The organism is Asaia spathodeae NBRC 105894 (genome assembly GCF_025994195.1).
Lineage (GTDB): Bacteria > Pseudomonadota > Alphaproteobacteria > Acetobacterales > Acetobacteraceae > Asaia > Asaia siamensis.
Map to the genome: position 1 here is coordinate 77,969 of NZ_BAPY01000007.1, position 24,819 is coordinate 102,787.

21 protein-coding genes are annotated in these 24,819 nt (G+C 59.4%); 10 read left to right on the forward strand and 11 right to left on the reverse strand.

Going from position 1 to position 24,819, the window contains the following annotated elements; translation table 11 throughout:
• Positions 1 to 45 precede the first annotated feature (45 nt).
• On the forward strand, positions 46 to 687 hold the full coding sequence (locus AA105894_RS07220) for a gluconate 2-dehydrogenase subunit 3 family protein (RefSeq protein WP_267311122.1): 642 nt from the start codon (positions 46 to 48) through the stop codon (positions 685 to 687).
• Positions 684 to 2,204 (forward strand): GMC family oxidoreductase, encoded by a 1,521-nt coding sequence (locus AA105894_RS07225; protein WP_267311123.1) that lies wholly within the window; start codon positions 684 to 686, stop codon positions 2,202 to 2,204. The genes AA105894_RS07220 and AA105894_RS07225 overlap by 4 nt, the downstream gene beginning before the upstream one ends.
• A 162-nt stretch (positions 2,205 to 2,366) precedes the next feature.
• Here AA105894_RS07225 and murA read toward each other — a convergent pair whose 3' ends face one another.
• Positions 2,367 to 3,629 carry a UDP-N-acetylglucosamine 1-carboxyvinyltransferase gene (gene murA, locus AA105894_RS07230; protein ID WP_267311124.1) on the reverse strand — a complete coding sequence of 421 codons (1,263 nt, stop codon included), beginning with the start codon at positions 3,627 to 3,629 and terminating at the stop codon, positions 2,367 to 2,369.
• A gap of 108 nt (positions 3,630 to 3,737) precedes the next feature.
• Positions 3,738 to 4,367, reverse strand: coding sequence for a Crp/Fnr family transcriptional regulator (locus AA105894_RS07235; RefSeq protein WP_267311125.1), 630 nt, complete (start codon positions 4,365 to 4,367; stop codon positions 3,738 to 3,740).
• A 273-nt stretch (positions 4,368 to 4,640) separates the two neighbouring features.
• Here AA105894_RS07235 and AA105894_RS07240 point away from each other — a divergent pair, with 273 nt between their 5' ends.
• The 7 genes from AA105894_RS07240 (at position 4,641) to AA105894_RS07270 (ending at position 13,902) form a co-directional block, all read left to right on the forward strand.
• Positions 4,641 to 5,444, forward strand: coding sequence for an OmpW/AlkL family protein (locus AA105894_RS07240; protein ID WP_267311126.1), 804 nt, complete (start codon positions 4,641 to 4,643; stop codon positions 5,442 to 5,444).
• A gap of 189 nt (positions 5,445 to 5,633) precedes the next feature.
• A complete protein-coding gene (locus AA105894_RS07245) occupies positions 5,634 to 8,051 on the forward strand; it encodes a TonB-dependent receptor (RefSeq protein ID WP_267311127.1) in 2,418 nt (805 codons plus the stop codon).
• A 111-nt stretch (positions 8,052 to 8,162) separates the two neighbouring features.
• A complete protein-coding gene (locus AA105894_RS07250) occupies positions 8,163 to 9,275 on the forward strand; it encodes a glycerophosphodiester phosphodiesterase family protein (RefSeq protein ID WP_267311128.1) in 1,113 nt (370 codons plus the stop codon).
• Between the two features lie 82 nt (positions 9,276 to 9,357).
• The gene (locus AA105894_RS07255; RefSeq protein WP_267311129.1) at positions 9,358 to 10,032 is read left to right on the forward strand and encodes an HAD-IA family hydrolase; all 675 of its coding nucleotides are present in this window, start codon (positions 9,358 to 9,360) and stop codon (positions 10,030 to 10,032) included.
• 10 nt (positions 10,033 to 10,042) lie between these two features.
• A complete protein-coding gene (locus tag AA105894_RS07260) occupies positions 10,043 to 10,441 on the forward strand; it encodes an NUDIX hydrolase (RefSeq protein ID WP_267311130.1) in 399 nt (132 codons plus the stop codon).
• Positions 10,442 to 10,517: 76 nt separating this feature from the next.
• Entirely contained in the window at positions 10,518 to 12,386 is a 1,869-nt protein-coding gene (gene htpG, locus AA105894_RS07265) for a molecular chaperone HtpG (RefSeq protein WP_267311131.1), read from the forward strand.
• Positions 12,387 to 12,591: 205 nt separating this feature from the next.
• Complete coding sequence (locus AA105894_RS07270) at positions 12,592 to 13,902, forward strand: serine hydrolase domain-containing protein (RefSeq protein ID WP_267311132.1); 1,311 nt, start codon at positions 12,592 to 12,594, stop codon at positions 13,900 to 13,902.
• A gap of 45 nt (positions 13,903 to 13,947) precedes the next feature.
• Here AA105894_RS07270 and AA105894_RS07275 read toward each other — a convergent pair whose 3' ends face one another.
• The 4 genes from AA105894_RS07275 to AA105894_RS07290 are packed head-to-tail and all read right to left on the reverse strand — an operon-like array spanning position 13,948 to position 18,393.
• Positions 13,948 to 15,498, reverse strand: a complete 1,551-nt coding sequence (locus tag AA105894_RS07275; RefSeq protein ID WP_267311133.1) for a PepSY-associated TM helix domain-containing protein — start codon at positions 15,496 to 15,498, stop codon at positions 13,948 to 13,950.
• The gene (locus AA105894_RS07280; protein ID WP_188427454.1) at positions 15,495 to 15,803 is read right to left on the reverse strand and encodes a hypothetical protein; all 309 of its coding nucleotides are present in this window, start codon (positions 15,801 to 15,803) and stop codon (positions 15,495 to 15,497) included. The genes AA105894_RS07275 and AA105894_RS07280 overlap by 4 nt, the downstream gene beginning before the upstream one ends.
• Positions 15,800 to 16,084, reverse strand: a complete 285-nt coding sequence (locus AA105894_RS07285; protein WP_267311134.1) for a hypothetical protein — start codon at positions 16,082 to 16,084, stop codon at positions 15,800 to 15,802. The genes AA105894_RS07280 and AA105894_RS07285 overlap by 4 nt, the downstream gene beginning before the upstream one ends.
• The gene (locus AA105894_RS07290; RefSeq protein ID WP_267311135.1) at positions 16,081 to 18,393 is read right to left on the reverse strand and encodes a TonB-dependent siderophore receptor; all 2,313 of its coding nucleotides are present in this window, start codon (positions 18,391 to 18,393) and stop codon (positions 16,081 to 16,083) included. The genes AA105894_RS07285 and AA105894_RS07290 overlap by 4 nt, the downstream gene beginning before the upstream one ends.
• 221 nt (positions 18,394 to 18,614) lie before the next feature.
• On the opposite strand from AA105894_RS07290, the gene AA105894_RS07295 reads away from it, so the two are divergent.
• Positions 18,615 to 19,547 (forward strand): bifunctional helix-turn-helix transcriptional regulator/GNAT family N-acetyltransferase, encoded by a 933-nt coding sequence (locus tag AA105894_RS07295; protein WP_267311136.1) that lies wholly within the window; start codon positions 18,615 to 18,617, stop codon positions 19,545 to 19,547.
• Between the two features lie 22 nt (positions 19,548 to 19,569).
• Here the strand turns inward: AA105894_RS07295 and AA105894_RS07300 are convergent, their stop codons facing one another.
• From AA105894_RS07300 to AA105894_RS07320, 5 genes are all read right to left on the reverse strand, one after another.
• The gene (locus AA105894_RS07300; protein WP_267311137.1) at positions 19,570 to 20,337 is read right to left on the reverse strand and encodes a DUF1460 domain-containing protein; all 768 of its coding nucleotides are present in this window, start codon (positions 20,335 to 20,337) and stop codon (positions 19,570 to 19,572) included.
• 372 nt (positions 20,338 to 20,709) lie between these two features.
• Positions 20,710 to 21,492, reverse strand: coding sequence for an L-iditol 2-dehydrogenase (locus AA105894_RS07305; protein WP_267311138.1), 783 nt, complete (start codon positions 21,490 to 21,492; stop codon positions 20,710 to 20,712).
• Between the two features lie 25 nt (positions 21,493 to 21,517).
• Complete coding sequence (locus AA105894_RS07310) at positions 21,518 to 22,768, reverse strand: D-tagatose-bisphosphate aldolase, class II, non-catalytic subunit (protein ID WP_267311139.1); 1,251 nt, start codon at positions 22,766 to 22,768, stop codon at positions 21,518 to 21,520.
• Positions 22,765 to 23,760, reverse strand: a complete 996-nt coding sequence (locus AA105894_RS07315) for a tagatose kinase (protein ID WP_267311140.1) — start codon at positions 23,758 to 23,760, stop codon at positions 22,765 to 22,767. The genes AA105894_RS07310 and AA105894_RS07315 overlap by 4 nt, the downstream gene beginning before the upstream one ends.
• 54 nt (positions 23,761 to 23,814) lie before the next feature.
• Positions 23,815 to 24,585, reverse strand: coding sequence for a DeoR/GlpR family DNA-binding transcription regulator (locus AA105894_RS07320; protein WP_267311141.1), 771 nt, complete (start codon positions 24,583 to 24,585; stop codon positions 23,815 to 23,817).
• Between the last annotated feature and the right edge of the window lie 234 nt (positions 24,586 to 24,819).

Genomic DNA, 24,819 nt, shown 5'->3' on the forward strand with positions numbered 1-24,819 from the left:
ACTCCGGGCATGTTAGAGGCGTCATCACGGTTTTGGGAACGTACCATGAGCCAGACTTCTCTGCCCCCCGCCATCGACCCGGATTATCTGGCGCTATTGGATTCCGATCGTATCTCGGGCCGCACCCGTCAGGTCATGGAGGAACGCGCCCAGACCAGCGATGCAGGCTACAAGCCGCGTCACCTCTCGCAAATCGCCTATGACGTGCTCGGCGCCCTGTCGGCACGTGTCCTTCCCCAGGCCGCCATCCTTCCGGATGCCACGATCAATATCGCTGCGCGCATCGATTCAAGACTTGGATCGGCCGGAGATGGCTGGCGTTTTGCTGCCCTGCCACCGGATACAGAGGCCTATGAACTGGCACTGACCGGGATCGATACCGTAGCCAGGCAGCGTCATGGTGCCGGTTTCACCGGGCTCGATGCCGAATTGCAGGACAGCCTCGTCCACACGATGGCAGAAGGCGCTCTCAGCACGGAATCGCTCGATGCAACCCAGATGCGCGCCTGGTTTGCGGATCTGCGTGCGGATTGCGTGCAGATCTTCATCAGCCACCCGGCCGTCCAGGCGCAGCTCGGCATTGATGCCGTCTTCAATGGCGGCGATGGCGTATTTCAGGGCTTCTCCGCAATGGGAGAAGGCGTGAGCGAAGCGTGGGAACCCGAAGCCAGGGAGCGCGACCGATGAACAGCCGTCGCTTTGACGACCATGACGTGGTCGATGTCGTTGTTGTGGGAACAGGCGCGGGTGGCGCCCCGCTTCTGGCCGAACTCGCCCGGTCCGGGCTGAAGGTGGTGGCGCTCGAGGCAGGCCCGCGCTTCGATCCGCGTCAGCACACGCCCGATGAGGCAACGGCCTCTGAAATCTACTGGCTGGAGGAACGCCTCTCCGGCGGCGCCAACCCGATGGCATTCGGCGGCAATAACAGTGGCACCGGCGTTGGCGGGTCGATGCTCCATTTCGGTGCCTTCATGCCGCGAATCGACGCGCGTGACATGCGCCTGCATACCGAAACAGGAAAAGGCGTGGACTGGCCTTTCGGTTATGAAACGCTGCTTCCCTATATCGAGCGTGTCGAACGTGAAATCGGAGTTTCCGGCCCCGAAAACTACCCGTGGGCCCCCGAACGTCGCTATGCTTACCCGCCGCCGCAGCGCAATGGTGCCGCGCAGGCCATGGCGCGGGGGTGCAATGCGCTTGGTATTCGCAACGCCGATGGTCCGACAGCTCTCATCACCCGTGACTGGGGCAATCGCAAAGCCTGTGTCGGCTGTGGCGCCTGTCATCAGGGCTGCCGCAACGGCGCAAAATCCGGCACCGACGTTACCTATCTGCCGCTGGCCGTTTCTGCCGGGGCCGAAATCCGGCCGAACTGCTTCGTCCATGGTATCGAACGCGACAGCGCGGGTCGTGTGACGGCGGTCGTCTATCGTGAGAACGGCGAAGACCGCAAGCAGCGTTGCGCGGCCCTCGTTCTTGCTGCTGGCGCCGTTGAAACGGCGCGTCTGCTGCTTCATACCGGGCTCGCCAACCGCAGCGGCCAGGTCGGGCGCAACTACATGGCGCATATCTCGACGCAGGTCTGGGGACGGTTCGACGAGATCATCCGTCCCAATAAGGGCTATCCGTCGCTCACCATCACCGAAGACATGATGCGCCCCAAGGATGCCGATTTCGCAGGCGGCTATCTCATCCAGTCACTTGGCATGATGCCTCTGACATGGGCCACGGGCGTGGCACGAGGGCGTGGTCTCTGGGGCGAGGCCCTGACCAATTATCTGCGCGGCTATAACTACATGGCCGGGCTCGGTGCCCATGGCGACTGCCTGCCGAATGACGATAATCTTGTCACGCTGTCAGACGAGATCGGTCGTGCCGGTGTGCCCAAGCCAAAAATCACCTTCAGCTACGGCCCCAACGAACAGGCCATGCACGAGCATATGGCCCGTACCATGACCGCCATCTGGGAAGCTGCCGGAGCAAAGGATATCTGGGCGATGGATCGTGCTGCCCATATGATCGGCACCTGTCGTATGGGCAGCGACCCTGATGATTCGGTCGTCGATCCGTTCGGTCGCAGCCATGATATCGATAATCTCTGGATCAGCGATCACTCGATCTTCCCGAGTGCTACGGCAGCCAATCCGGCACTGGCGATCATGGCCCTGAGCCTGCGCACGGCCGAAGCCATCAAGGCGAAATAAGGGAGTTTCCGGAGGAAGATGGCCCTCTGGCGGGGTATGGGGCCATCGCTTCCTTTTGGGCTTCGCGGGGCGCTGCCCCGCCCCCCCGGAAAGGGGCGCGCCCCTTTCATCCCCCTTTTCCGGCTAGCTCTTGCTTCTGACCAGAAAGACGGTCGGGCTTGGTTATTCGCTGATGCGCTCGATATCGGCACCCACGGCGGAGAGCTTGCGATCGACGGCTTCATAGCCACGATCGAGATGATAGATGCGGCTTAGCGTGGTCTCACCCTGCGCACCGAGACCCGCGATGATCAGCGAGAAGGATGCACGCAGATCGGTTGCCATCACTGGCGCGCCGGAAAGATGATCCACGCCACGGATAATGGCGGAAGAGCCATGCACATTGATGCGCGCGCCCATACGATTGAGCTCGGGCACATGCATGAAGCGGTTTTCGAAAATCGTCTCCGTCACCATTGAGGCGCCCTCTGCAACGGCAAGCATGGCCATGAACTGGGCCTGCATATCGGTCGGGAAGCCCGGATAGGGCTCGGTCATGATATCGACCCCCTTGAGCGGACCATTGCGACGCACACGAATGGCGTTTTCTTCTTCCAGCACTTCGACGCCCGCTTCCTCAAGCGTGCGCACCACGGCACCGAGATCGCGAACGCGGCCGCCGATCAGGCGCAGATCACCGCCCGTGATACCCGCTGCGCAGGCATAAGTGCCGCATTCGATACGGTCAGCCATGATGGCGTGTTCAGCACCGGTCAGCGCTTCGACGCCATCGATCACCAGCGTACCGGTACCGGCACCAGCGATACGCGCGCCCATGCGGTTGAGGCACTCGACCAGATCGCTGATTTCCGGTTCGCGCGCGGCATTGACGATCTCCGTGCGCCCCTTGGCCAGCGTCGCCGCCATCAACAGGTTTTCGGTAGCCCCGACAGAAGCGAAGGGCAGAAGGATACGATCGCCCACCAGACCACCAGGGGCACTGGCATTGATGTAGCCGTTTTCGAGACGAATCCTGGCGCCGAGGGTTTCGAGGCCCTTCAGATGCAGATCGACCGGACGTGTGCCGATGGCGCAGCCACCCGGCAGCGATACACGCGCCTCATGCGCACGCGCCAGAAGCGGGCCAAGCACCAGAATCGAGGCGCGCATTTTCGACACGATATCGTAAGGCGCTTCGACGGATGTAATGGGACCACCGATCGACAGCGTGCGCCCTTCTGCATCAACCGGCTCAACCGCAATACCGTGCTGACGCAAAAGCGTCTGCATGGTCTCGATATCGGCAATTTTCGGCACGTTGGAGAGAATGAGGCGTTCAGAAGTGAGAAGCCCCGCGACCATGAGCTTGAGACCGGCGTTCTTGGCGCCACCGATCACGATCTCGCCTTCAAGACGCCTGCCGCCACGTATAATGAAACGGTCCATGATCTGTCGCTCCTGAAGGATGAGGCTCTAACGGGAAAGTGTCTTCTCTCCCCCTTCATCATGGCGGCGTCAAGGCATCAATTGGGCAGGCGTGGCCTGGCTCGCAACTCAGCCGCCACGGGCCAGAATTTCAAGCGCTGGCAGGTTGAGCAGGGTGATCTGCGTGACCTGGCTGATCGCAATCAGCTTTTCACGCTGAAGCGCATTGAGCGTGCGGCTGACCGTCTCGATGGTCAGACCGAGATAATCGGCAATCCCAGTGCGACTCATCGGCAAATGGATGACGATTTCACGGGTGGGCGAGCGTTGATGCTGCTCCAGCAGAAAGCTGGCCAGACGCTCACGCGCCGTCTTGCGCCCGAGCAGCATCATGCTTTTCTGCGCCTGAACCAGCTCACGCGAGGCTTCTTCCATCAGACGGTTCTCGAGATCGGGAAATTCGCGCCGCAGGAGAGCGAGGCCCGCACGGGAGAAGCGACAGAGCGAGAGCGAGCCAAGGGCCTCTGCGCTGAACGCATAGGTTGCACCACTGGCCAGCCCGAGGAAGTCACCCGCCTGAGCAAAGCCCATGATCTGACGCCGACCATCGGGCATCAGCGAGAAAAGCTTGGCATGGCCCGAGGTGACGATAAAGAAATCGCTCGCTGCTTCCCCTTCCTGAATGAACGTCTTGCCCGGCGAGACGGCAAGCCGATGAGAGTATTGAGCGAGTCGCGCCACATGATCCGGATCGATCACGGAACAAATACTGCGTGATCGCGCCTCGCAATGGAGGCACTGCCCGCAACTGCCGCAAGATCCGAGCATGCTGATACTTTCCCTCGTCTGGGCATCCATGGCGAAAAACAGTCCTCTTTTTTATTCTTATTCTTGATTCGTTAACATTAAGTCATATACTGTTGCTAATTCCCCACGGTCATCAGCAACGTTGTCATGGCTTTGATGTGGATCAAGGCGTCGCATCATAGCGCATGGTGAGTGAACGTCACTGTTTAATCACGGATGACGTCGATGAAGACCTCTTTCAAACTTTCAAGCGCTCTCCTGACCGGTTTCGTCGCTGCTGCTGTCGCAGCACCGGCCGCTCAGGCCCAGACGACCCCGGTCGTCAATACCCCGGTGACGACCAACATGGTTCTCGCCCCCCAGGCTCAGGCTATGGCTGCGCCCCGTTCGTCGAGCGACGATTGTGGCCTGTTCAAGACCTGCTCCACCACCAAGATCGGTCTGGGCAAGGGCGACTTCATCGTCCGTCTGTCGGCTCTGGGCGTCATCCCGCAGGATCGTGACAGCAAGCTCTGGCTGAACGGTGCTGCCATTCCCGGCCGCGTCAAGACCACCAGCCAGGTCATGCCGGAACTCACCTTCGAGTATTTCTTTACCGATAACATCTCGATCGACCTGATCGCTGCCAGCACCCGCCACGAAGTGGCTGCCAAGGGCACGCCGCTCGGCAACATCGATGTCGGCAGCGCCTGGGCGCTCCCCCCCACCATCACGCTGGCCTGGCATTTCCGCCCTCACAAGCGCTTCAACCCCTATGTTGGCGTGGGCGCAACGCTTGCCTGGTTCCACAACGTGTCGCCCGCTGGCGGCCTGGTGCAGAAGCTCAATGTCGGCGTGACGGGTGGCCCGTCGGTCAATGTCGGTTTCGACTACCAGCTGGTCGGCAACTGGTTCTTCAACGTCGATGCCAAGCAGATGTTCATGCGCATGCATGCCTGGGCTAACGACCGTGGGTCGGGCGCCTTCATCAAGGCTCATGACTCGCTTGACCCGACGGTTGTCGGCGCCGGTATCGAATACCGCTTCTGATTTCTCCTCCCCGGGAACATTGGAATGGAAGAGGCCACCCGTCAGACGGGTGGCCTTTTTTTGTGCCGGATCGCCCCCAGGCCCTGTAACAGGCCTGTCATACCCAAATCACTGAAGCTTCACACACCGTAACGAACTCTCCGAATAGGGTGCGCCGCGTTCGAGCCCGCCTTAAAGGAAAGTTTACTGATGAAGCTTCGCAAGCAGCGCCATGCCCTTACGCTGTCTCTCTTCTGCTCTCCCCTCGCTTTGCTGAGCGCAACCGCTCATGCTGCAGAAGCGAAGCTTCCCGTTCATCAGAATACGGCACCGGCCTCGCAGCTTCATGCCCAGAACGCCTCGCGCAAGGCGAAAGCTCTGGTTTCTACCGCTCCGGCGGAAGAGGTCATCGCGACCGCACGCCGCACCCGCTCGGAGCAGAGCGTCGGCCACACGCAGCTTCAGCGTATCCTGCCAGGTGTCAGCCCGCTCAAGGCGCTGCAGATCCTGCCCGGCGTCGTGTTCAACAATGCCGATCCCTGGGGCAATAACGAGCAGAATTCCTCGCTTTTCATCCATGGCTTCAACCAGAACCAGCTGGGATATACGCTTGACGGCATTCCGCTGGGTGACCAGGCCTACGGAAACTATAACGGTCTCTCACCACAGCGCGCCGTGATCAGCGAAAACGTGGGCAATGCCACAGTGGCGACCGGCTCTGGCGCCCTCGGCACGGCCTCAACCTCCAATCTGGGCGGCACATTGCTGTTCTCCTCGCTCGACCCGAAACAGAAGATGGGCGGCCAGCTCGATCAGACTTTCGGCAGCTTCTCGACCTTCCGCACCTTTGCCCGTTTCGATACCGGCAATTTCGGTAACGGCAACTCGGCCTATATCTCATGGGCCCGTCAGGATGCCCGCGCCTGGGATTTTGCCGGTCATCAGGGCGGCAATCAGGTCAACGCGAAATTCGTGCACAAGGGCAGCAAGGACAAGATCACCTATTTCTTTGACTGGTCCGACAAGGTCGAACCCAATGAAGACGGGATCGTGCTGCCCAACGGCTATGGCACTTATGTACGCCCCTTCACCTATCCCGATTTCACCTACGCCAAATCCTATCTGAACTCGGCCGCCTACAAGAATGCCGGCCTGAATTATCGCAATTACTACTCAGCCGCCCAGCGTGAGGATTTCCTGACCTATCTGGGCTGGCAGCATGATTTCAACGCCAATCTGCATTGGGACAACAAGCTCTATTACCATCACAACCTTGGTGAAGGTGTGGTGGCGGGGCCGATCACGGCTGCCGGTCTGCCCACGCTGTTCAGTGCCTATTTCCCCAACCAGAGTGCCAGCCAGCTTAGCAACGTGTTCGGCGGCTCGGGCTATGCCACGCGCACGACGGAATACTGGGATAACCGTGGCGGCCTGCTCACGACGCTGCGTTACAAGCTGGGCCATCACGATCTCGAAGTCGGGGGCTGGTACGAGCGCAACAACAACACCCAGGCGCGTCGCTGGTATCCGCTGGATGCGAACAACCCGACGACGCCCTATGATCGTCAGCAGGATGCGCTGATCAAGCAGTACACCAACTATTTCTATACCAACACCTTCGTCACCCATCTGCAGGACAGCTGGAAAGTCACGAAGAACTTCACGCTCTCGGCAGGCTTCAAATCCGAGCTGGTCTACACCAACGGCACGCTGCCTGTGGCTGGCAAGCCAGGCTCGCTCTCACCCGCCACCGCCGTGACCGTGCCTGGCGGCACGATTGCCGCTGCCAAGCCGTTCCTGCCTTCATTCGGTGCCTTGTGGAACATCACGCCGAACGAGCAGTGGTTCGCCAATATCCAGGAAAACATGCGCTCCTATCAGAGCGCCGGTTACGGCAACGCCACTCCCTGGGGAGCCACCAGCCAGGCCGCCTTCGAGGATTTCAAGAAGAACGGCAAGGTCGAGACCTCATGGACCTATGAAACAGGCCTGCGTACCCATCACCATGTCAATCTCGGGCCGCTGACCGATATCTCGGCACAGGCCGAATATTACCACGTACATTTCTCGAACCGTCTGGTTGCCATCGCCACCACGCAGTCGCTGTCTTCCATCATCGGTTCGGCCACGACGCTCGCCAATGTGGGCTCGGTCACGACAGACGGTATGGATTTCTCCTTCACCGCGCAGTTCGGGCCGCATTTCTCGATCTATAACGGGCTAAGCTATAACAAGTCGGTCTATAACGACAATTACAACTCCGGCACGTCCACCATCCGCATTGCAGGCCGCAATGTGGCCGGTCAGCCTGACTGGACCGAGAAGTTCGTTGCCACCACGAACTGGGGCAATTTCTACGGTCAGTTCATCGGTGATGTCATGGGCAAGCGCTACACGACCTATACCAATGATCTCTGGGCCTCGCCGACCGCACAGTTCAGCATGAATGCGGGCTACACCATTCACGGCATCCCCCATATTCCTGCCTTGCGCGTTCAGGGAAACATCACCAACCTGACCAATACGCGTGGCTGGTCCACGGTCAGCACGACGCAGACCTCGGGTCAGTTCACAGCCTATCCCATCGCGCCGCGCATGTATTTCCTGACGCTGAGCGCCAACTGGTAATCCGGGCGATCACCAACACGACGCCGCCTTTTCAATCGGGCGGCGTCTTTCTTTTCAGAATGCCTCCTCCCGGCCGTGTCTTTGACGGGAGCGGGGTTGAGGAGATCTGATTTGCTGTCACGTCGTCATACCCTGTTTCTCGGCCTTGCCGGGATCTGCGCCCCGAGCCTGACCAAGAAAGGGTTCGCCGCCCCTTCCCTGGCACCGAAGCCGCTCGTCTTCGCGCATCGCGGCGCCTCCGCCCTGCGCCCCGAACACACGCTGGCCTCCTATGCCAAGGCGATGGAAGACGGTGCCGATTACATCGAGCCTGATCTGGTCATGACAAAGGACGGCGTGCTGATCGTGCGCCATGAGAGCAATATCGCCGATACCACCGATGTCGCTTCGCGCCCTGAATTTGCCGCCCGCAAGCGCAGCCTGACCATTGACGGCCAGAAGGAGACAGGCTGGTTCACCACCGATTTCACCCTGGCAGAACTCAAGACCCTGAGGGCAAAAGAGCGCCTGCCGCAGCTTCGCCCGCATAACACGCGCTATGACGGGCATTTCGATGTGCCGACCTTTGAAGAGGTCATCGATTTTGTCGCCGCTGAATCGGCAGCACGCGGCAAGGTGTTCGGGCTTATTCCCGAAATCAAGAATTCCACCCATTTCCACAGCCTCGGTCTGGACCCGGAAACCGCGTTTCTGCGTACCATCGCAGCGCATGAATACACCCGTCAGGCCCCGCTGGAACTCCAGTCCTTCGAGACAACAAATCTGAAGGCGATCGGGGAAAAGACACGCGCCATCAATCCCCAGGCGCGAATCATGTTCCTGATGGGCGAACCCGGCCAGACCCCGCCCGATCTGCTGGGCAAGAGCGATGCAAAAAGCTTTGGCGATTTCATGAAGCCCGAAGGGCTGCGCGCCATACGCCGCTTTGCCGATGTCATCGGCCCATCCAATACGGATCTGATTCCGCGCAAACCGGACGGGTCCTGGGGCACCCCGACCACACTGATCACCGATGCGCATGCGGCCGGATTGCTGGTTCATTCCTACACGGCGCGTCCGGAAAACTACTGTCTGCCCAAGGAATTGCGCGATGGTGGCGCGCTGAATGCCCGCAATCCGCAAGGCATGATTGCCGAGGTCAAACGCTATCTCGACATGGGGCTGGACGGATTTTTCACCGATGACCCGGCCCTCGGTCGCCTTGCCGTCGACACGGCGGGTTGATCTGAATCAAGCTTGTCTGCGTTACACAGCTCATGCAGGGTCTCCCACCCTGCTGACCCTGTTCTCATGACGGAGATGTCTTTTGGCCGAGCATGACCTTTTTCCCGGACGTTCCTTCGATGCCTTCCTGTTCGACATGGATGGCACGATCCTGACCTCGATCATCGCGGCAGAACGCGTCTGGACCCTCTGGGCACAGAAGCACGGTCTGGATGTTGCCAAATTCCTGCCTACCATCCATGGCGTGCAGACCATCGAAACCATTCGTCGCCAGAAACTGCCGGGTGTCGACCCGGTTGAGGAAGCGCACTGGATTACCAGTCGGGAGCTGGAAGACACCCATGGCATCGACCCCATTCCCGGCGCCACGGCTTTTCTGAACAGCCTGCCTACAGATCGCTGGGCCATCGTCACCTCGGCCTCGCGCGATCTTGCCCTCAAGCGCATCCAGATTGCAGGCCTGCCCCTGCCGAAAATTCTCATCACGGCAGAAGACGCGCCAAACGGCAAACCCGCCCCGGATTGCTTCCTGCTCGGCGCGCAGCGTCTGGGTTTCGAAGCGAAGAACTGCGCCGTGTTCGAAGATGCGCCAGCCGGCATCAAGGCGGGTGAAGCCGCCGATGCCAGCGTGGTGGTGATTACCGCCACCCATACCCATGCAATAGACGTCCCGCACCCGACCGTTCCGGGATATGAGGCCCTCAAGGCCCATCAGAACGAGGATGGCCGTCTGAGCATTCGTGGCGAGACAATCTGACTGCCTGACAATGCCTGTGATCCATATTGCTGCCGCCCTGCTTCATGACGGGGCGGGGCACCTCCTTCTCGTGCGCAAGCAGGACACTGCGGCCTTCATGCAGCCCGGCGGCAAGATCGAACCCGGTGAAACACCCTGTGCCGCCCTGCTTCGTGAACTTGACGAAGAACTTGGCCTGCAGGCCTCAGCAGAAGCCTGCCGGTTTCTGAAACGGATCGAGGCCCCGGCGGCGAATGAGCCCGGCCATACAGTGCGGGCCGAACTCTTCGCCTTGCGCTGGACGGGCGCCATCAAGGTCGCCGCTGAAATTGCCGAAGCGCGCTGGGTCACGCCTGACGATGCCCTTTCGCTCTCCCTCGCGCCCCTGACGCGCGATTGCGTACTGCCCTTATGGCCTTGCCTCTCTTGAAAAAAGAGACGCGCATTTCTACTTCTCCCTGCAAATAGGCGTCGTTACGGCGCCATCACAGTCTCAAGGGATATCCATGACCGAAAACACAGAAAAAGATCAGGTCCAGGGCGCCGAAAAACATGAGTTCAGCGCCGAAGTCGGCCGTCTGCTCGATCTCGTCGTCCATGCCCTTTATTCCGAGCGCGAGATCTTCTTGCGTGAACTCGTGGCCAATGCTGCCGATGCTTCGGACAAGCGGCGTTTCGAGGCTCTGACCGACGCCGCCAAGGCCCTCCCCGCCGATGCCGCCATTCGCATCCACCCCGACAAGGATGCCCGTCTGCTGACCATCAGCGACAATGGCGCCGGCATGAGCCGTGAAGAGCTGGCGAGCAATCTGGGCACCATCGCGCGCTCGGGCACGCGCGCTTTTGGCGAGAAGCTGAACAGCGCCAAGCCTGAAGACCGCCCCAGCCTGATTGGCCAGTTCGGCGTCGGCTTCTATGCAGCCTTCATGGTGGCCGACAAGGTGGACGTGATTTCGCGCCAGCCCGGTTCCGATCAGGCCTGGCAGTGGTCGTCTGACGGCAAGGGGGCCTATACGATCGCCCCTGCCACGCGCGAGCAGCCCGGCACAGACATCATTCTGCATGTCAAAACCGATGCCGATGAATTTCTCGATGCCTGGCGTCTGCGCTCGATCATCCGCAAATGGGCCGATCACATTTCCTGGCCGATCACACTGCGTGAAGGAGAGGAAGACAAATCGGCCAATGAGGGCACGGCTCTGTGGCGCAAGTCGAAATCCGACATCACGCCCGAGCAGTACACCGAATTCTATCGTCACGTTGCCCATCAGTTCGACGAGCCCTATGCGACCCTGCACTGGAGCGCGGAAGGCACGACGGAATTCACGGCGCTCCTGTTCATTCCCGGTGCGCGCCCGTTCGACTTCATGGAACAGTCGCGTGAGAGCAAGGTGCATCTCCATGTACGCCGCATGTTCATCACCGATGACGCCGAGCTTCTACCGGCCTGGCTGCGCTTCGTGAAAGGTGTTGTCGACACCGAAGACCTGCCGCTGAACGTCTCGCGTGAAATGCTACAATCGACACCGGTGCTGCAGCGCATTCGCAAGGCCGTGACCAAGCGCGTGATGACCGAAATCAGGAACCGCGCCAAGGACACGGAAAATGCCGAATCCTTCGGCACGTTCTGGGAGAATTTCGGCCCGATCATCAAGGAAGGCATCTGGGAGGATTCCGAGCATCGTCAGGAACTCGCTGCCCTGTCGCGCTTCCGTTCCACGGCGTCTGACGATCCGACCACGCTCGACGCCTATCTGACGCGCATGAAGCCGGGTCAGGAATCGATCTATTACCTGACGGGTGAAAATGCCGAGGCCCTGGCTGCTTCGCCGCAGCTCGAAGGCTTCCGTGCCCGTGGCATCGAAGTGCTGCTGCTCTCCGATCAGGTGGATGGCTTCTGGCCCGATCGTCTGTCTTCCTATGAAGACAAGACCCTGAAATCCATCAATCAGGCTCATGGCGATCTGGAGAAGTTCGAGGCTCCCACGCCGGAAGGCGAGGCCGCGGATCTCGGGAAGCTGATCCCGGCGCTCAAGGAAGCCCTTGGCGATGATGTGAAGGATGTGCGCGGCACCGTGCGTCTGGTCGGCAGCGCCGTGGTCATCACGAGCGAGGGCGGTCCGGACCTGATGATGCAGCGTCTGATGCGTCGCTCAGGTCAGGGTATGCCACCGGCAGCACCGATCATGGAGATCAATCCGCACCATCCGCTCATCCGCGATCTGGCGGCACGCGTTGAGAAGGGCGAAAGCGTTGCCGATTATGCACGCGTCCTGCTCGATGTGGCCCGTATCCAGGATGGCGAAACCCTGCCCGACGCCGCAGGCTTCGCGCAGCGCCTGACCGCCATGCTCACCAGCGGCATTACGGTCTGATATCAGGTTACGCGCTACCGCCCCCGGAGAGCATAGCTTCTCCGGGGGAAATCTGCCCCGGCCCTGCGCGTAGGCGCGGCCTTCAGCCGGGCACCGATCTGATGAAATGGGCGTGACCTTGCCCCTTTGAGACTCACCCTTGTCGTCAATCGCGGTCAGAATTCCGCTGACCGTTGCGGCAAGAACAAGAAGAGTCTCTCATAAAATGCAGATCAGAACAGTCAGCCTTCTTTGCGCTCTCCTGCTTGGCAGCACTGCCGCAGCCAGAGCCAGTACCGCCAGCGAGGCATGTCAGAAACTCGGCCTCTCATCCTGTCCGATACCGACCGACAAGACATTGCCTGCGGCCAAAGACATGCTCACCTGGGGACAGGCACAGCGGGTCATCGGGTTTCGCAATGACTGGCGCATGTATGAAGGCGATGTCTTCAAAGCCGGCACGCCGTCACCCCTTCCCGTTGCCCTGCAGGATCTTTCGGCGCTTCACTACGAGGCCGACGCGAAACGCTACACGCTTGCGGATTATCTGAGCCGCAACAACGTCACCGGCCTGATGGTCATCAAGAACGGCCGCATCGTCTATCGCTATTATGGCAGCGGCAACACGCCAGATACGCTCTGGACCTCGCGTTCGGTTGGCAAATCCGTCGTCTCGACCCTGATCGGTATCGCGCTCAGACAGGGCCATATCCAGTCGCTCGATGACAGGGTGAGTCGCTATGATCCGCAATTCGACCATACGGTATGGGGCAACATCACGATCCGCCAGTTGCTTCAGCATGTTTCGGGCGTCGCGTGGAACGAGGATTATACCAACCCGGCCTCCGATTTCTCACAGCTGACAACCTGTGAGGCGGGCAAGGACCCCTATGCCTGCGTCACAACGCTGGTGAACACGCCAGACCGCAAGCCGGTCGCGGCACCCGGTCACGAATGGTCCTATTCCTCAGGAGGCGCCTGGGTTCTGGGCGACGTGCTTGAAAAAGCGACAGGCAAGACCCTCGCGCAAAATTTGCAGGACAACATCTGGCAGCCCTACGGCATGACTCATGACGGCGTCTGGCACAGCTATCGCAAAGGCCAGCATGATGTAGGTGCCCACGGCTTCAACGCCACGCTGGAAGACTGGGGGAAATTCGGGCTGTTCGTAATGAATGAGGGAGTTCTGCCCGACGGCCGCAAGATGCTGCCCGATTTATGGCTGAAAGAATGCAGCGACTGGACACGCGCGTTGCATTCGGTCACCCCGTCTCACCCCAATGGCACTTACGGCTTCGAGTGGTGGCACAACGATGTTCCAGCCACTGCCAGCCATGTCGCCCCCCGAAACGGCATGACTGCCGCCCGGACGCTCTGGGCCATCGGTATTTTCGGCCAGCTTATCGCGATTGACCCTGAAGAAAAGCTGGTGATCGTCCAGTGGTCGACCTGGCCAGAGGCAGAACCCTCTTTCGCAAAGCAGCCGCTCGAGGCGTCCCTAATGTTCAACGCCATCGCCAACGGACTGAAGAAATAAAAACCCACCGTCTCTTGCCCGGAAACTGGTCGAGAGACGGCCTCGTCACGCTGCGCGCAACCGCTGACGCCGCAGGGCATGGCGGCATAGCGCGCCGCCAAGAACCAGTGAAACAAGGGCGACAGCCCAGCTGGTCGTCATGTCGCGTCCGCCGTGCAGAAAAACGAGCACGGTCAGCAGCAGGTAAAAGACGCCGCAAACCGCCAGAAGGGCCCGCTCCTTTATCTGAGGGATGAAGGCGCCAAAAACGAACAGCCAGAAAACGACCTGATACACCGTCATGGCGTGATGATCAGAGACCCAACCCGGTCTGACGAGCGCCGTGTCGAGCAATATCGCGATACCGGCCATGCATCCGGCGCAACACCCGGCAGTCAAGCGGCTAAGGAACCACGTGCCGCGCGTATCGGTCTCGCGCCCGGTCGCCTTTTCCTTTCGTCGGCGCACCGCGATCCAGAGGCGGTTGCCAGTATAAAAGAGAAACGCCCCGGCAAAGCCGAGCACCAGATAGGCCCAGCGTATGGGTGCGCCACCATAACTGCCGAAATGCAGCGCGAAAAAGCTGGTAAGCGCCGCAAAGCCTCCCGGCTGGAACCCGGGCAGATAATCACGCCAGATCAGACGACCCGAATAAGGGTCCATGGTCGTAAAGCCGCTGCTCGGTCCGCGCGTGAGATGCGCAGGGTCATGACCTGCAACACGCAGCATCATGGCGCCATTTGGACGCGTTGAATAATCGAGTGTATCGGGCGTAAAGCCGGGCGCCTCAAGGGCAAGACGCGACACGATTTCGGCCGGAGAAAGCGGCACAGCTCCCTCGGGCGGACGAGAGCCATGGGGCATTCCAGCCATGGCGCGGCCCGCATGTCCCCCCCGATGGGCGTCGCTCTGCTCATGGGCAAGAAATTCGGCCTGCACCGTGAAGATGACATCGTGGAAGGCAAACACCACGGAGGTCAGCGCCATGATGATATGAAACGGCAGTGAGCAGAAACCCAGCAGATTATGCAGGTCGAGCCATTTGCGGCGGACACTGCCCTCCAGCCTGACCGCGAAAAGCGCCCGAGCCAGAGCTGGCAGAAAAACCAGCGTGCCGGAAACAAGCGCCAGCGCATAACCGAGAGCGATAAAACCCATCACGATCATGGCGATCTCGTGAGGCAAGGGCAGCCCCATCTGCTGATGCAGCGTGTCGATCAGCTGCGCCACTGCCGAGGGTTTGCGCTGCGCTGTCACAAGCCCCCCCTGCTCATCGAGCGCGGCCATCATGACAGACTGCGCCCCATGGCCGTGACGCGATGCGGTCAATGGCCAGACCATGCGGGCGGGATGATCGGCATCAGGAGCGACCACGATCGTGTAGTTTTTGCGGCTTTCGGGAAAAGCCTCGAACACCTTCTGCGCCAACTCAGGCGTCCGGTCGAGCGATACCGCCACAGGAAGCGAGACACGCGGCGTCAGCCAGGATTCCAGCGCAGGCTCGAACATGCTGATCGCGCCGGCATAGAACGCGATGAACAGGAAAAGCCCTGCCACAACGCCCACCCAGCTATGCAGCTCGCGATAGACGGTCACGATGTCAGCACGCAACTTCATGACCCACCTGCTGCGTCAAAGCCCGTAAGGAGCGTGTCGATCAGCCAGACAAGGCAGGCCAGCCAGCCAAACCCGAGCCATGCCCCCAGCCCTGTGCGGAACAGGAAACAGAGACTGAGACAAATCACCCAGAGCAGGGCTGCCAGCCACATCAGCCATTGCGCCGACTGCGTCATCGGATTGCCCGTGCTGCCACAGACATGACCGATCAGCACCATTATCCCCAGAGAGAAAATCGCTCCGAGTATCAGACCCGCCAGAACCTTCGCGGGCCATTGCCGGTTATCGATGACGCGTTTTTTCATGAGGGGCGCCTTTTATGGATCGCAAGCGCCACGACCAGCGGAAACAGGCTCGTGACCGTCATCAGCGCGACAAAGCTCATAAAAATCCCGACCAGAGGACTCGTCGCTGCGGAAAAGGCCAGACAGGTAAGCACACTCAGCACTATGCCTCCTGTCACGCCAGGCCTGAATGGCATGCGTCTGGGCAGGATCTGTTGCTGGTGCGACGCCAGATAAAACAGGACACCCGCCCCAGATGACAGCACCACACCCGTCAGAACGAAGAGCGGTGCGTGGCTCACCAGCGATACTCCAGACGCATCGTCAGGCTGCGGCCCTGACCGTAATAGCAGGCTGACACTGCAGTGCAGGTCGCAACGAAGCGCTTGTTCGCAATGTTGCGCATGTTGAGCGAGAAAGAGAGCCCGTCATAGCGCGGCCGCGCCACACCAAAATCATAGCGCAGGAACATGTCAAAAAGCGTGTAGCCGGGGATGGAGAGCGTATTGGCCGTATCACCATAGGAATGACCGGTATAACGCACACCACCGCCAAAACCGGCACCACGCATCGGACCATGAAGCAGACGCTGATCGACGAATAGCGACGCCATCCATTTCGGCGCGGCATTCATGTAATTGCCGACCTGCGACAGCGTATTGGATTCCGTGATCTTCGCATCGCTGCGCGTACCGGTGAAAATGACGGCCATATCCCAAGGCAGGGTCGCCCGGCCCTCAAGCTCGAGGCCACGCGCCCGCATCTCGCCCGTCTGCACAAGGCAGGTCGCGGTGCCGCAAAGAACACCGCTGGGGGCGGGCGTGGTCACATTGCGCTGCTTGATCTGATAGGCGCCGAAAGTGACATAGATATTCTTGCCGTACTGATAGCGCAGACCAGCTTCATACTGATCGCCCGTTGTCGGCTTGAAAGGCTTGTTATCAAGCGCGGTCGACGGATCGGAGACCTGAGGCTGGAACGATGTCGCATAGCTGAAATAGGGCGCCAGACCGATTTTCGTGCGGTAGACCGCACCGGCCCGCCACGTAAACTTGTCATTGTTATTCTGATAGCGCTTCTGGGTCAGGATATTGAGCGTGTTGTCACGCGCCCAGTCCTCTCGCCCACCCACGGTAATATAGAGATTCTGGATCTTGATCTGATCCTGAAAATAAATGCCGTTCTGCTGTGATTCGGTCGCACCATAGACCTGCGGTGCAAGTCCGGCCGAGTAACCCGTCGTGCCACGCGCAACAGGATCGAAAATATTGAGCATGGGCAGCACGAGCGCTGAATTCACCAGATCGCGCGAGCTTTCCCAGTTCGTGTAAAAATAATCCGTGCCGACGAGCAGCGTATGGTGAACGATGCCGGTCTTTGCCTTCGCCTCAAGCTGGGTGTCGGTTGCGACGCCCTGTGACCGTCCACGCCCCTCAACCGCACGGCGATTGACGGTGTCATACGGGACGCACCCCTTGATGGCGGCGGTACATTTGGTGAGCGTATCGCCCGAGAGCACGGTCGAACGATAGAGGTTATCGAGATAGGTATAACGCGTGTTGTTCCGTAGCGTGAAAATGCGGCTGAAGCGATGCTCGAGGAACGAACCTGCCAGTGCCTGCGTGCGGTCGAAATTATTCCAGTCCGGCTCGCCGATATTTGCATCATTGGCGATATAGCGCCCCTTCGACGGTACAAGCGTGCCAGTCATGGGCAGGAACTGGAAAGTCGAGCCGCCGGTATCGCGCTGATACTGCGCGAGAAGCGTCCAGCTCGAGCCCGGCGCATAGGCCCAGGTCAGGCTGGGAGAGACATAATAGCGGCCACTATTCACATCATTGACCTGCGTGCCGCCGTAGCGTGCCAACGCAACAATACGACCACGAACCGTTCCGGACTTGTTCAGCTTGCCGGAAACATCACCCGATGCCTGGCCCTGCCAGTTGCCAAGCTTGGTGTAGCCGATGGTTTGCAGGAAAAATTCGCCATGCGATTTTTCGGTCGGGCGCTTGGTCGTCAGATTGACAATACCTCCAGGCGCCGTCTGGCCGTAAAGCGCACCTGACGGCCCCTTGAGCACCTCGATCTGCTGCAAGGCGAAGGGGTCGAATGACGTACGCGTCCATTGCCCGCCCGAAGGCAGACGCAGGCCATCGACGAAGTTGTTGTTGGACGAAAATCCACCGGCACCGAAACCGCGTACCGAAACTTCATCCACACGATTATCAATGCCTGAAGGCTCGGCCTGCACACCCGCCATGTAGGAAAGCGCGTCGGCGATGGTCGGCGAGGCCCGCAATTCGATTTCTTCACGCGTAACGATCGAGATCGTCTGCGGAGAGTCGATGATGGGCGTACGTGTTTTCGTCGTTGCTCCTGCCTGCGAAAGCCCGGTAGCCGAAACGACAATCACCTCATCGGCCTTGTCCTTGTGCGCCTTGTCGCGCTTCGTTTCGGCCTGTTTTTGCCGATCCGTGTTTTTAAGCGCCGGTTTCTGCCGCAGGACTGAGTCCGGCTGGCTGTTTTCTGCCTGAGCGGCAGTCAGGGAAGAGGCACTTGCAGCGGCAAGGGCGACGAGACCGATTATCCTGCGCATCGCTTTAAATTTCACATCAAACTGTTCAAAACCCGCGCAGGATTTCTTTTGAATGCGAGTCATTGTCAATTGCATATTATCTAATGAGTCAGCTTTCGCTCTGGGGGTGCTACGCCAAAGCCACACCTCCCTGCCCGGTCCCGGCAAGGTGACGTGACACACCCCATGCCCATCCCTAGACACTGATGGTACAGAACCCCGCAAAGAGGGCGTCCCGCAAGAAGGAGACATACGGCATGAACGAGAAGATCGCGGCTATCCGGCGGTTCAACCGGTTTTACGTTCAGCATGTCGGCGCGATCGACGCGCAATTTCTGGGTTCGGAAGTCAATGCAACCGAAGCGCGCCTGCTATACGAAATCGCAGAACGTGCCCCGGTGCGCGCTACGACACTGCAGGAAATCATGCAGATCGATCCGGGCTATCTCAGCCGCATGATCACGCGTTTCGTCCGAAACGACCTCGTTACACGAAATAGCCCGGCCCATGACCGACGTGCGCGCCCCGTTTCCCTTACTGACAGGGGACGGGTACTGCTTGCCCAGCTCGAAGAGCGGATAAACGGCGCGCTCGCGCAAACGCTCGATAGCCTGCCCCCGATCGAACAGAACGACCTCGTTCAGTCCCTTTCCCGCGCGCATCGTTTGCTTGCGCCTGCCAGCGAGGCCCGGTTCACCCTACGCCTGGCAGGAGCGGGAGAACCCAGTCTGATCGCCTCACGACAATCGGCGCTCTATGCCGAAAGCCATGGCTGGGGACACAAGCTCGAATGCCTGATCGCCGAAACCGTTGCCAGCTACCTGCGCCATTTCAACCCCGATCGCGAAGCCTGCTGGGTGGCAGAACTCGACGGCGTGATGGCAGGGGCCGTCTTTCTGACCGATGAGAGCGGTGGCACGGCGCGGCTGCGCCTGCTGCATGTCGAGCCTTTTGCACGCAGGCGCGGCGTCGGTGACGCGCTGGTGCAGAACTGCCTCTCCTTCGCGCGTGACAAGGGTTATGAGCGCGTCATTCTCTGGACCCATACCGTACTTGAAACGGCACGCCGCCTCTACGCACGAAACGGGTTTGTGTGCATCGCAACGGCACCGCACGATCTCTTTGGCGTGCCGCTTCAGGGGGAAGACTGGGAATGTCGCCTCACCCCGGACACGACACCCACTCCCTGAGGGAGTGAGGTTTCGGCGTGACTCAGCCCGCCTCCATCATGCGCAGGACGAGAAAGCCCGGCTTGCCTGCCAGATAGGCGGCAAGCGGTGTGTCAACCACTTTCATATTGGCCTTGAGCGACGAGGCGTTGCGGAAATACAGCACGCCATCTTTCCAGACGGCCAGACCGGTATGGGTCACGTCCAGCCCGTCCAGCTTCGTATAAATGCCGATCACATCGCCTGTATGGATTTTCGCAGCCACTTCCGGCGTGAGGAATTCCGGCGCCAGATGCGCAATCTCGCGCGGATGAACCGGCAACCCCTGGATATAGACGCCCCCATCGGCCCGACGATTGAGATCCTTGTGCGTCACCACGACATGAGGCGAAAGCGCCCGGGTGATGTCACGCGCATTCTGCGGTGTAAGGGCCACCCAGTCCGTCAGAAAATGGCGCCGGTCCAGATAGGCAACATGGCCATCATGATAACGGGTTTTTTCGAGTGCCCTGATAAAACCGGCCTGGTTTTCTGACAGGGTGAGCGCCCGCACCATGTCGACAAAAGTATAGCAATCAACCCCGTCAAAACGCACGACAAGCGCCTCGGCAGTCTCGGGGCCACCGATCAGTGTATTCGCACGATAGGGCGTACCAAGAAACATTGCCGATGCCAGCGCTACACGCTCGGCAAACGGTCTGACGGACACCAACTGGCGCTCGATCATGGCGAGGCGCGCTTGATCCTCGGGCGAGAAACGGCTTTCGGCAGCCTGAGCCGAAAGAGGCATCAGGGCAGCAAACACCGCCATGGCCACCCTTTTCCAGAAACCACAATCACCCACGTCATCCCTCCTACGTCTGACCATCCCTGTGCCGCAGGATTGCAAGGAAAAACGGCGAGATAAAGAGCACCCTATCAAAGCAGCAACGGGATCATTCGTCTCACAAGACATACCGGTAGAAGATATGGTTTCTCCCCATCCTGAGTTCTGCAGTAGGTTAGACCAAGACCAGTTAAAAGCCGCCTGTGCGACGTGGCTGAGGGGCTCCCAAACAACTGACGCTTAGAGGCAGTACTCGTGGGTAAAATCACCTTTTCGGGCAACAGGTGATACGGCCTGCCTATCAACGGTCGCAAGCGATCCCTCGTTTGCGACCCTTAATAACTGCCGCGACGGGCCTCAGCTCATCCAGTTGCCTCCATCGATGTTATAGGTCTGCGAGACGATATAATCGGCGTCTCTGGACGCCAGAAAAACTGCCAGGCCACCGATTTCATCAGGGCGTGCCATGCGCCCGAAAGGCACAGAAGCGCCGACAAGGCGCTTTTTTTCGCCAAGGGGCAGATTTTCGTACTGCGCAAAACGACGATCCACATCATCCCAGTGCTCGTTATCGACCACACCCGGCGCAATCGCGTTGACGTTGATGCCGTATTTGATGAGGTCCAGCCCGGTGCTCTGGGTGAGCGAAATGACAGCGGCTTTCGACGCGCAGTAAATGCCGACAAGCGGCTCACCGCGACGCCCCGCCTGCGAGGCAAAATTGATGATCTTGCCACCCTCGCCCTGTGCGATCATCTGACGGGCCACGGCCTGCAACGTGAAGAGCAGACCTTCGACATTGACCGCAAAAACGCGATGATAGCTTTCCCGCGTTATTTCCACTGTCGGCGCCAGATCGAAAAGACCGGCATTATTGACGAGTATGTCGATACGGCCATAGCGCGCAACGATCGCAGCCAGAGCCTCATCGATTGATTCCTGACGCGTCACATCCAGCTTTACGCCCAGATGGCCCTCGCCCAGCGCCGCAGCGGCACTGATAGCGCCCGCTTCGTTCAGGTCGCCGATCACGACCTTCGCGCCTTCCTGCGCGTAGCGCTCGGCCAGAGCCCGGCCGATGCCACGCGCGGCACCGGTGATAAGAGCAACACGATCCTGCAACGTCTTGTTGGTGCTCATGTGTCTATTCCTGCAGCTGTGCCAGTCACAGCGTTTCGTAGCGATCCAGGACATCCCGGACCGACTGGATCAGAAAATTCCCGGCTTCTGGGGCAAGGGCGCCCGCCTGAACACGCTCGAAAAACCGGGGCAGATACTGGCTGACCATCGTCTCGGGCAGTGAATCCTGCCCTAATGAATGCATCAGATCCTGTACTGCTTTTTCAGCTTCAGGCACCGGCCAGTAATAGCGAATGCGGTCGCTATAGCTGAAATGACGCAGAATACGCTGTTCCTCTGCATCGCCATGATAATGGCTTTGCCAGTTCGCTGGCGCTGCCAGCATTACCCGCTCCATGATCTCAATAAGCGAAGACGCCTGTGGCTGACGAAACTGGTTGATCGCATCAAGTCCATACAGCGCTTCACGCAGGGCGAAGCTCAGCTCGGGGCCTACCTTGAGAATACAGAACCCATCGCGCTTGAGTTGCGCCAGAGAAGCCCCCGGCTGATAATCGGTGGAATGGGCCTCGAAAACGAGCCCCGGCAGATCGACCAGGCTCGCTACCAGCGCCCGGGCGGCCTCAGGCTGATAGACCGCCACATCGTCATGACCGAATTCCACACCCGGCTGCACAACGATGCCGATCACACGAGACCAGGCTTCGGGCAGAGCCGCCCGAAAAGCCGCTTCATGCACCGCATAGGTTGCGCGCACCGCTTCCGGCGTGGTCGGCACCACATGGTCGAGCGCCTCTGTCGCCCCGCCTGGTGTCGGAATTTCAGTACCGATCACATAGACGGCCTGACCGGGCGCCACGGTTTCCGCCCTTCTGGCCAACATCACCGCACGCTCGGCCACGACGGCATCGGGCAGATGCGCGGCTTCACCTTTGCATCCCATGCTGGCATCGAGATGCAGTTTGGTAAAACCCGCCCCGGCATAGGCCGCAATCATGTCGGATGCTTTTTGCAGCGCCTCTTCAGGCGGCAGGGACTTCCACGGATTGGGGCCGAGATGATCGCCCCCCAGAATGACCTGCTCTCGTGCAAACCCGACGCGATCGGCAATGCCAAAAACATAATCCCTGAAACCTTCAGGAGTCATGCCCGTATAGCCGCCCTCCTGATTGACCTGATTGCAGGTTGCCTCAATCATTGCAGACTGGTTGCGCGACGCTGCATGCAAAAGTGCCGCCTCGATGACAACCGGATGGGCCGAGCAGACGGAAATCAGAGCCTGGCCCTGACCCTTGTCGTATTGAGCACGCAGCATGGACAGAGGTGACGCGATCATGATGCGGCTCCTGTCGCGCTTTGCGCTGCGATCAGCTGGTCAAGCTCGGTGAAGCTCGATGTCCCTTCCATCGGCCCGAAAACCGATACGGCACGAGCCCCGGAAGCGCAGGCATAGCGCAGGGAATCCTCACGGGTCTTGCCAGACAGGCGACACGTGACATAGGTGGCGCCAAAGCAGTCACCAGCCCCTGTCGGATCGACTTCCTGAGCAGTGAATGCCGCATTGCGCACCGTCTTGTCGGCGCAGAAACACGTAGCCCCCTCAGCTCCCTGCTTCAGCACGATCTCGGAAACACCCATATCGAGAATTTCCCTGATGGCTTCTTCCTGAGTCGTACCGGTGCAGAACAGCAGCAATTCCGGCCCGCTGGGCAGGAAGATATCGCATTCCTGCAGCATCAATTCGAGAGCGGCCCGCATATCAGGAATATCGAGCATTTCCTTGCGGATATTCGGATCGAATGAAATCGTACCGCCCTGCGCCTTCACCTGATGCACGGCGGTCGTCACCGCATCGATAATCGGGAAGGAAAAAAGAGACGACCCCATGACATGAAAATGCGTGGCACGCTTCAATAGGCCCCGGGCCGCCTCATGCAGACCCACCTGCGAACAGGCCGATTGACGTATATTATAGACAAAATCCCGACTGCCATCCGGGCGGTAACGCACAAACGCACTACCGGTAGAATAGGACTCGGCACGCAGAATGGCCGAGACATCGACACCGTCGCGATTAAGGCGCTCGACATTCAGTGTCCCGAAATCGTCATGTCCAACTGCGGAGATGACACCGCAATCTCCACCCAGCTTTGCCACCTGATCGATGAAGATCGCAGGAGCGCCTGAAGGATAAGGGCCTTTCAGAGTCATGGGCTCAAGAAAGCCGACGCCCTGCGTCTCGGCCATGATCTCGACCACAATCTCGCCAATCGTGACGATACAGCGTGGCGCTTCGGGATCGAGATCCATCAGAAAACTGGATGCCATGGTCAGATATCCATCCGGGAAGAGAAAAAGAGAAACGGAGAGCGGGAAAGCCCCTCAATCGGGCGATGACGGGTTGTCAGCGAAAACGCTCCAGTCCTGACACAGCACGGCGCCGTCGGGCGGGCTGCCGCCATGCAGAACCGACATGGTGTCGCGCCATTCGAACAGATGCGCGTCCTCATCGACACGATCTAGCCGGTCGGTAAGCAGAAAAACCTGCTTTGCCTGATAGATGGCAGCGTCGAGGCAATTGCCTGTCTGGTCGAGACACGAAAACCCAGGCTTGCCGATCTGTGAGACCGAGATCACTGCAAGATCGAGATCATAGAAAGAGAGCGCATGATTAGCTGCCGGGCTGATCAGCGGGTAACCGAGCCGGTCATATTCGCCACCAAGCAGTGAGACTGCCGCATCGCTGCATCGGCTCGCCAGATGATAAGTTTCGAAACTATTGACCACAAAACGCAGATTTTCCGCGGTCGCATGGACCGGCACGAAAGATGCTGCCTGTGAGTTGTCGAGAAAGACGCATTGCCCGGGCTGCAGCCGGAAAGCCACCGCTCTCGCAAGCGCCCGCGCTTCGAAAAGGGTCGGGCTTTCATCAAGAGGCGCATTGACCGCGCAATCATGGGCCGGCTGTGCGCCACCATTGGTTCTGATCACGAGATTCTGGCTTTGAAGATAGGCCAGATCTGATCTGATCGTTACCATGGAGACATCAAACTGGTCTGCCAGCGCTTCTGTGCGCAGGAACCCGGCCCGCCTGACAGCATCGATGATGCCAAGGCGGCGTTTGAGAGTCGCACTGTTCACGCCCATGGACATCAGTGAGGATCTTTCGAAACGAAAATCTTGTTTTCGTTCTGTAGGCGATCCTGCGCTGCTTGTCAGCCAGCTACGCGAACTGTCACGACAACGTGTCTCTAAACGCCTCCCTTGGGATTCCCACGCCTAGAAATCGTCGGAGTCTCTGGCTTCGCCCCTCCTGCTCCAAGAAAAGTCTTTTTCGAAAAAAGATCCCGGAAACATCTTCGCCTCAAAGATAGACAGTAAAAAATT

What these genes read in the sequence shown, in the direction of transcription:
- AA105894_RS07270 (WP_267311132.1), top strand. Translation starts at nt 12,592, where the DNA reads ATGCAGATCAGAACAGTCAGCCTTCTTTGCGCTCTCCTGCTTGGCAGC.
- AA105894_RS07280 (WP_188427454.1), bottom strand. Translation starts at nt 15,803, where the DNA reads ATGAAAAAACGCGTCATCGATAACCGGCAATGGCCCGCGAAGGTTCTG.
- AA105894_RS07310 (WP_267311139.1), bottom strand. Translation starts at nt 22,768, where the DNA reads ATGATCGCGTCACCTCTGTCCATGCTGCGTGCTCAATACGACAAGGGT.
- AA105894_RS07225 (WP_267311123.1), top strand. Translation starts at nt 684, where the DNA reads ATGAACAGCCGTCGCTTTGACGACCATGACGTGGTCGATGTCGTTGTT.
- murA (WP_267311124.1), bottom strand. Translation starts at nt 3,629, where the DNA reads ATGGACCGTTTCATTATACGTGGCGGCAGGCGTCTTGAAGGCGAGATC.
- AA105894_RS07240 (WP_267311126.1), top strand. Translation starts at nt 4,641, where the DNA reads ATGAAGACCTCTTTCAAACTTTCAAGCGCTCTCCTGACCGGTTTCGTC.
- AA105894_RS07245 (WP_267311127.1), top strand. Translation starts at nt 5,634, where the DNA reads ATGAAGCTTCGCAAGCAGCGCCATGCCCTTACGCTGTCTCTCTTCTGC.
- AA105894_RS07275 (WP_267311133.1), bottom strand. Translation starts at nt 15,498, where the DNA reads ATGAAGTTGCGTGCTGACATCGTGACCGTCTATCGCGAGCTGCATAGC.
- htpG (WP_267311131.1), top strand. Translation starts at nt 10,518, where the DNA reads ATGACCGAAAACACAGAAAAAGATCAGGTCCAGGGCGCCGAAAAACAT.
- AA105894_RS07300 (WP_267311137.1), bottom strand. Translation starts at nt 20,337, where the DNA reads ATGGCGGTGTTTGCTGCCCTGATGCCTCTTTCGGCTCAGGCTGCCGAA.
- AA105894_RS07305 (WP_267311138.1), bottom strand. Translation starts at nt 21,492, where the DNA reads ATGAGCACCAACAAGACGTTGCAGGATCGTGTTGCTCTTATCACCGGT.
- AA105894_RS07320 (WP_267311141.1), bottom strand. Translation starts at nt 24,585, where the DNA reads ATGTCCATGGGCGTGAACAGTGCGACTCTCAAACGCCGCCTTGGCATC.
- AA105894_RS07295 (WP_267311136.1), top strand. Translation starts at nt 18,615, where the DNA reads ATGAACGAGAAGATCGCGGCTATCCGGCGGTTCAACCGGTTTTACGTT.
- AA105894_RS07315 (WP_267311140.1), bottom strand. Translation starts at nt 23,760, where the DNA reads ATGGCATCCAGTTTTCTGATGGATCTCGATCCCGAAGCGCCACGCTGT.
- AA105894_RS07260 (WP_267311130.1), top strand. Translation starts at nt 10,043, where the DNA reads ATGCCTGTGATCCATATTGCTGCCGCCCTGCTTCATGACGGGGCGGGG.
- AA105894_RS07220 (WP_267311122.1), top strand. Translation starts at nt 46, where the DNA reads ATGAGCCAGACTTCTCTGCCCCCCGCCATCGACCCGGATTATCTGGCG.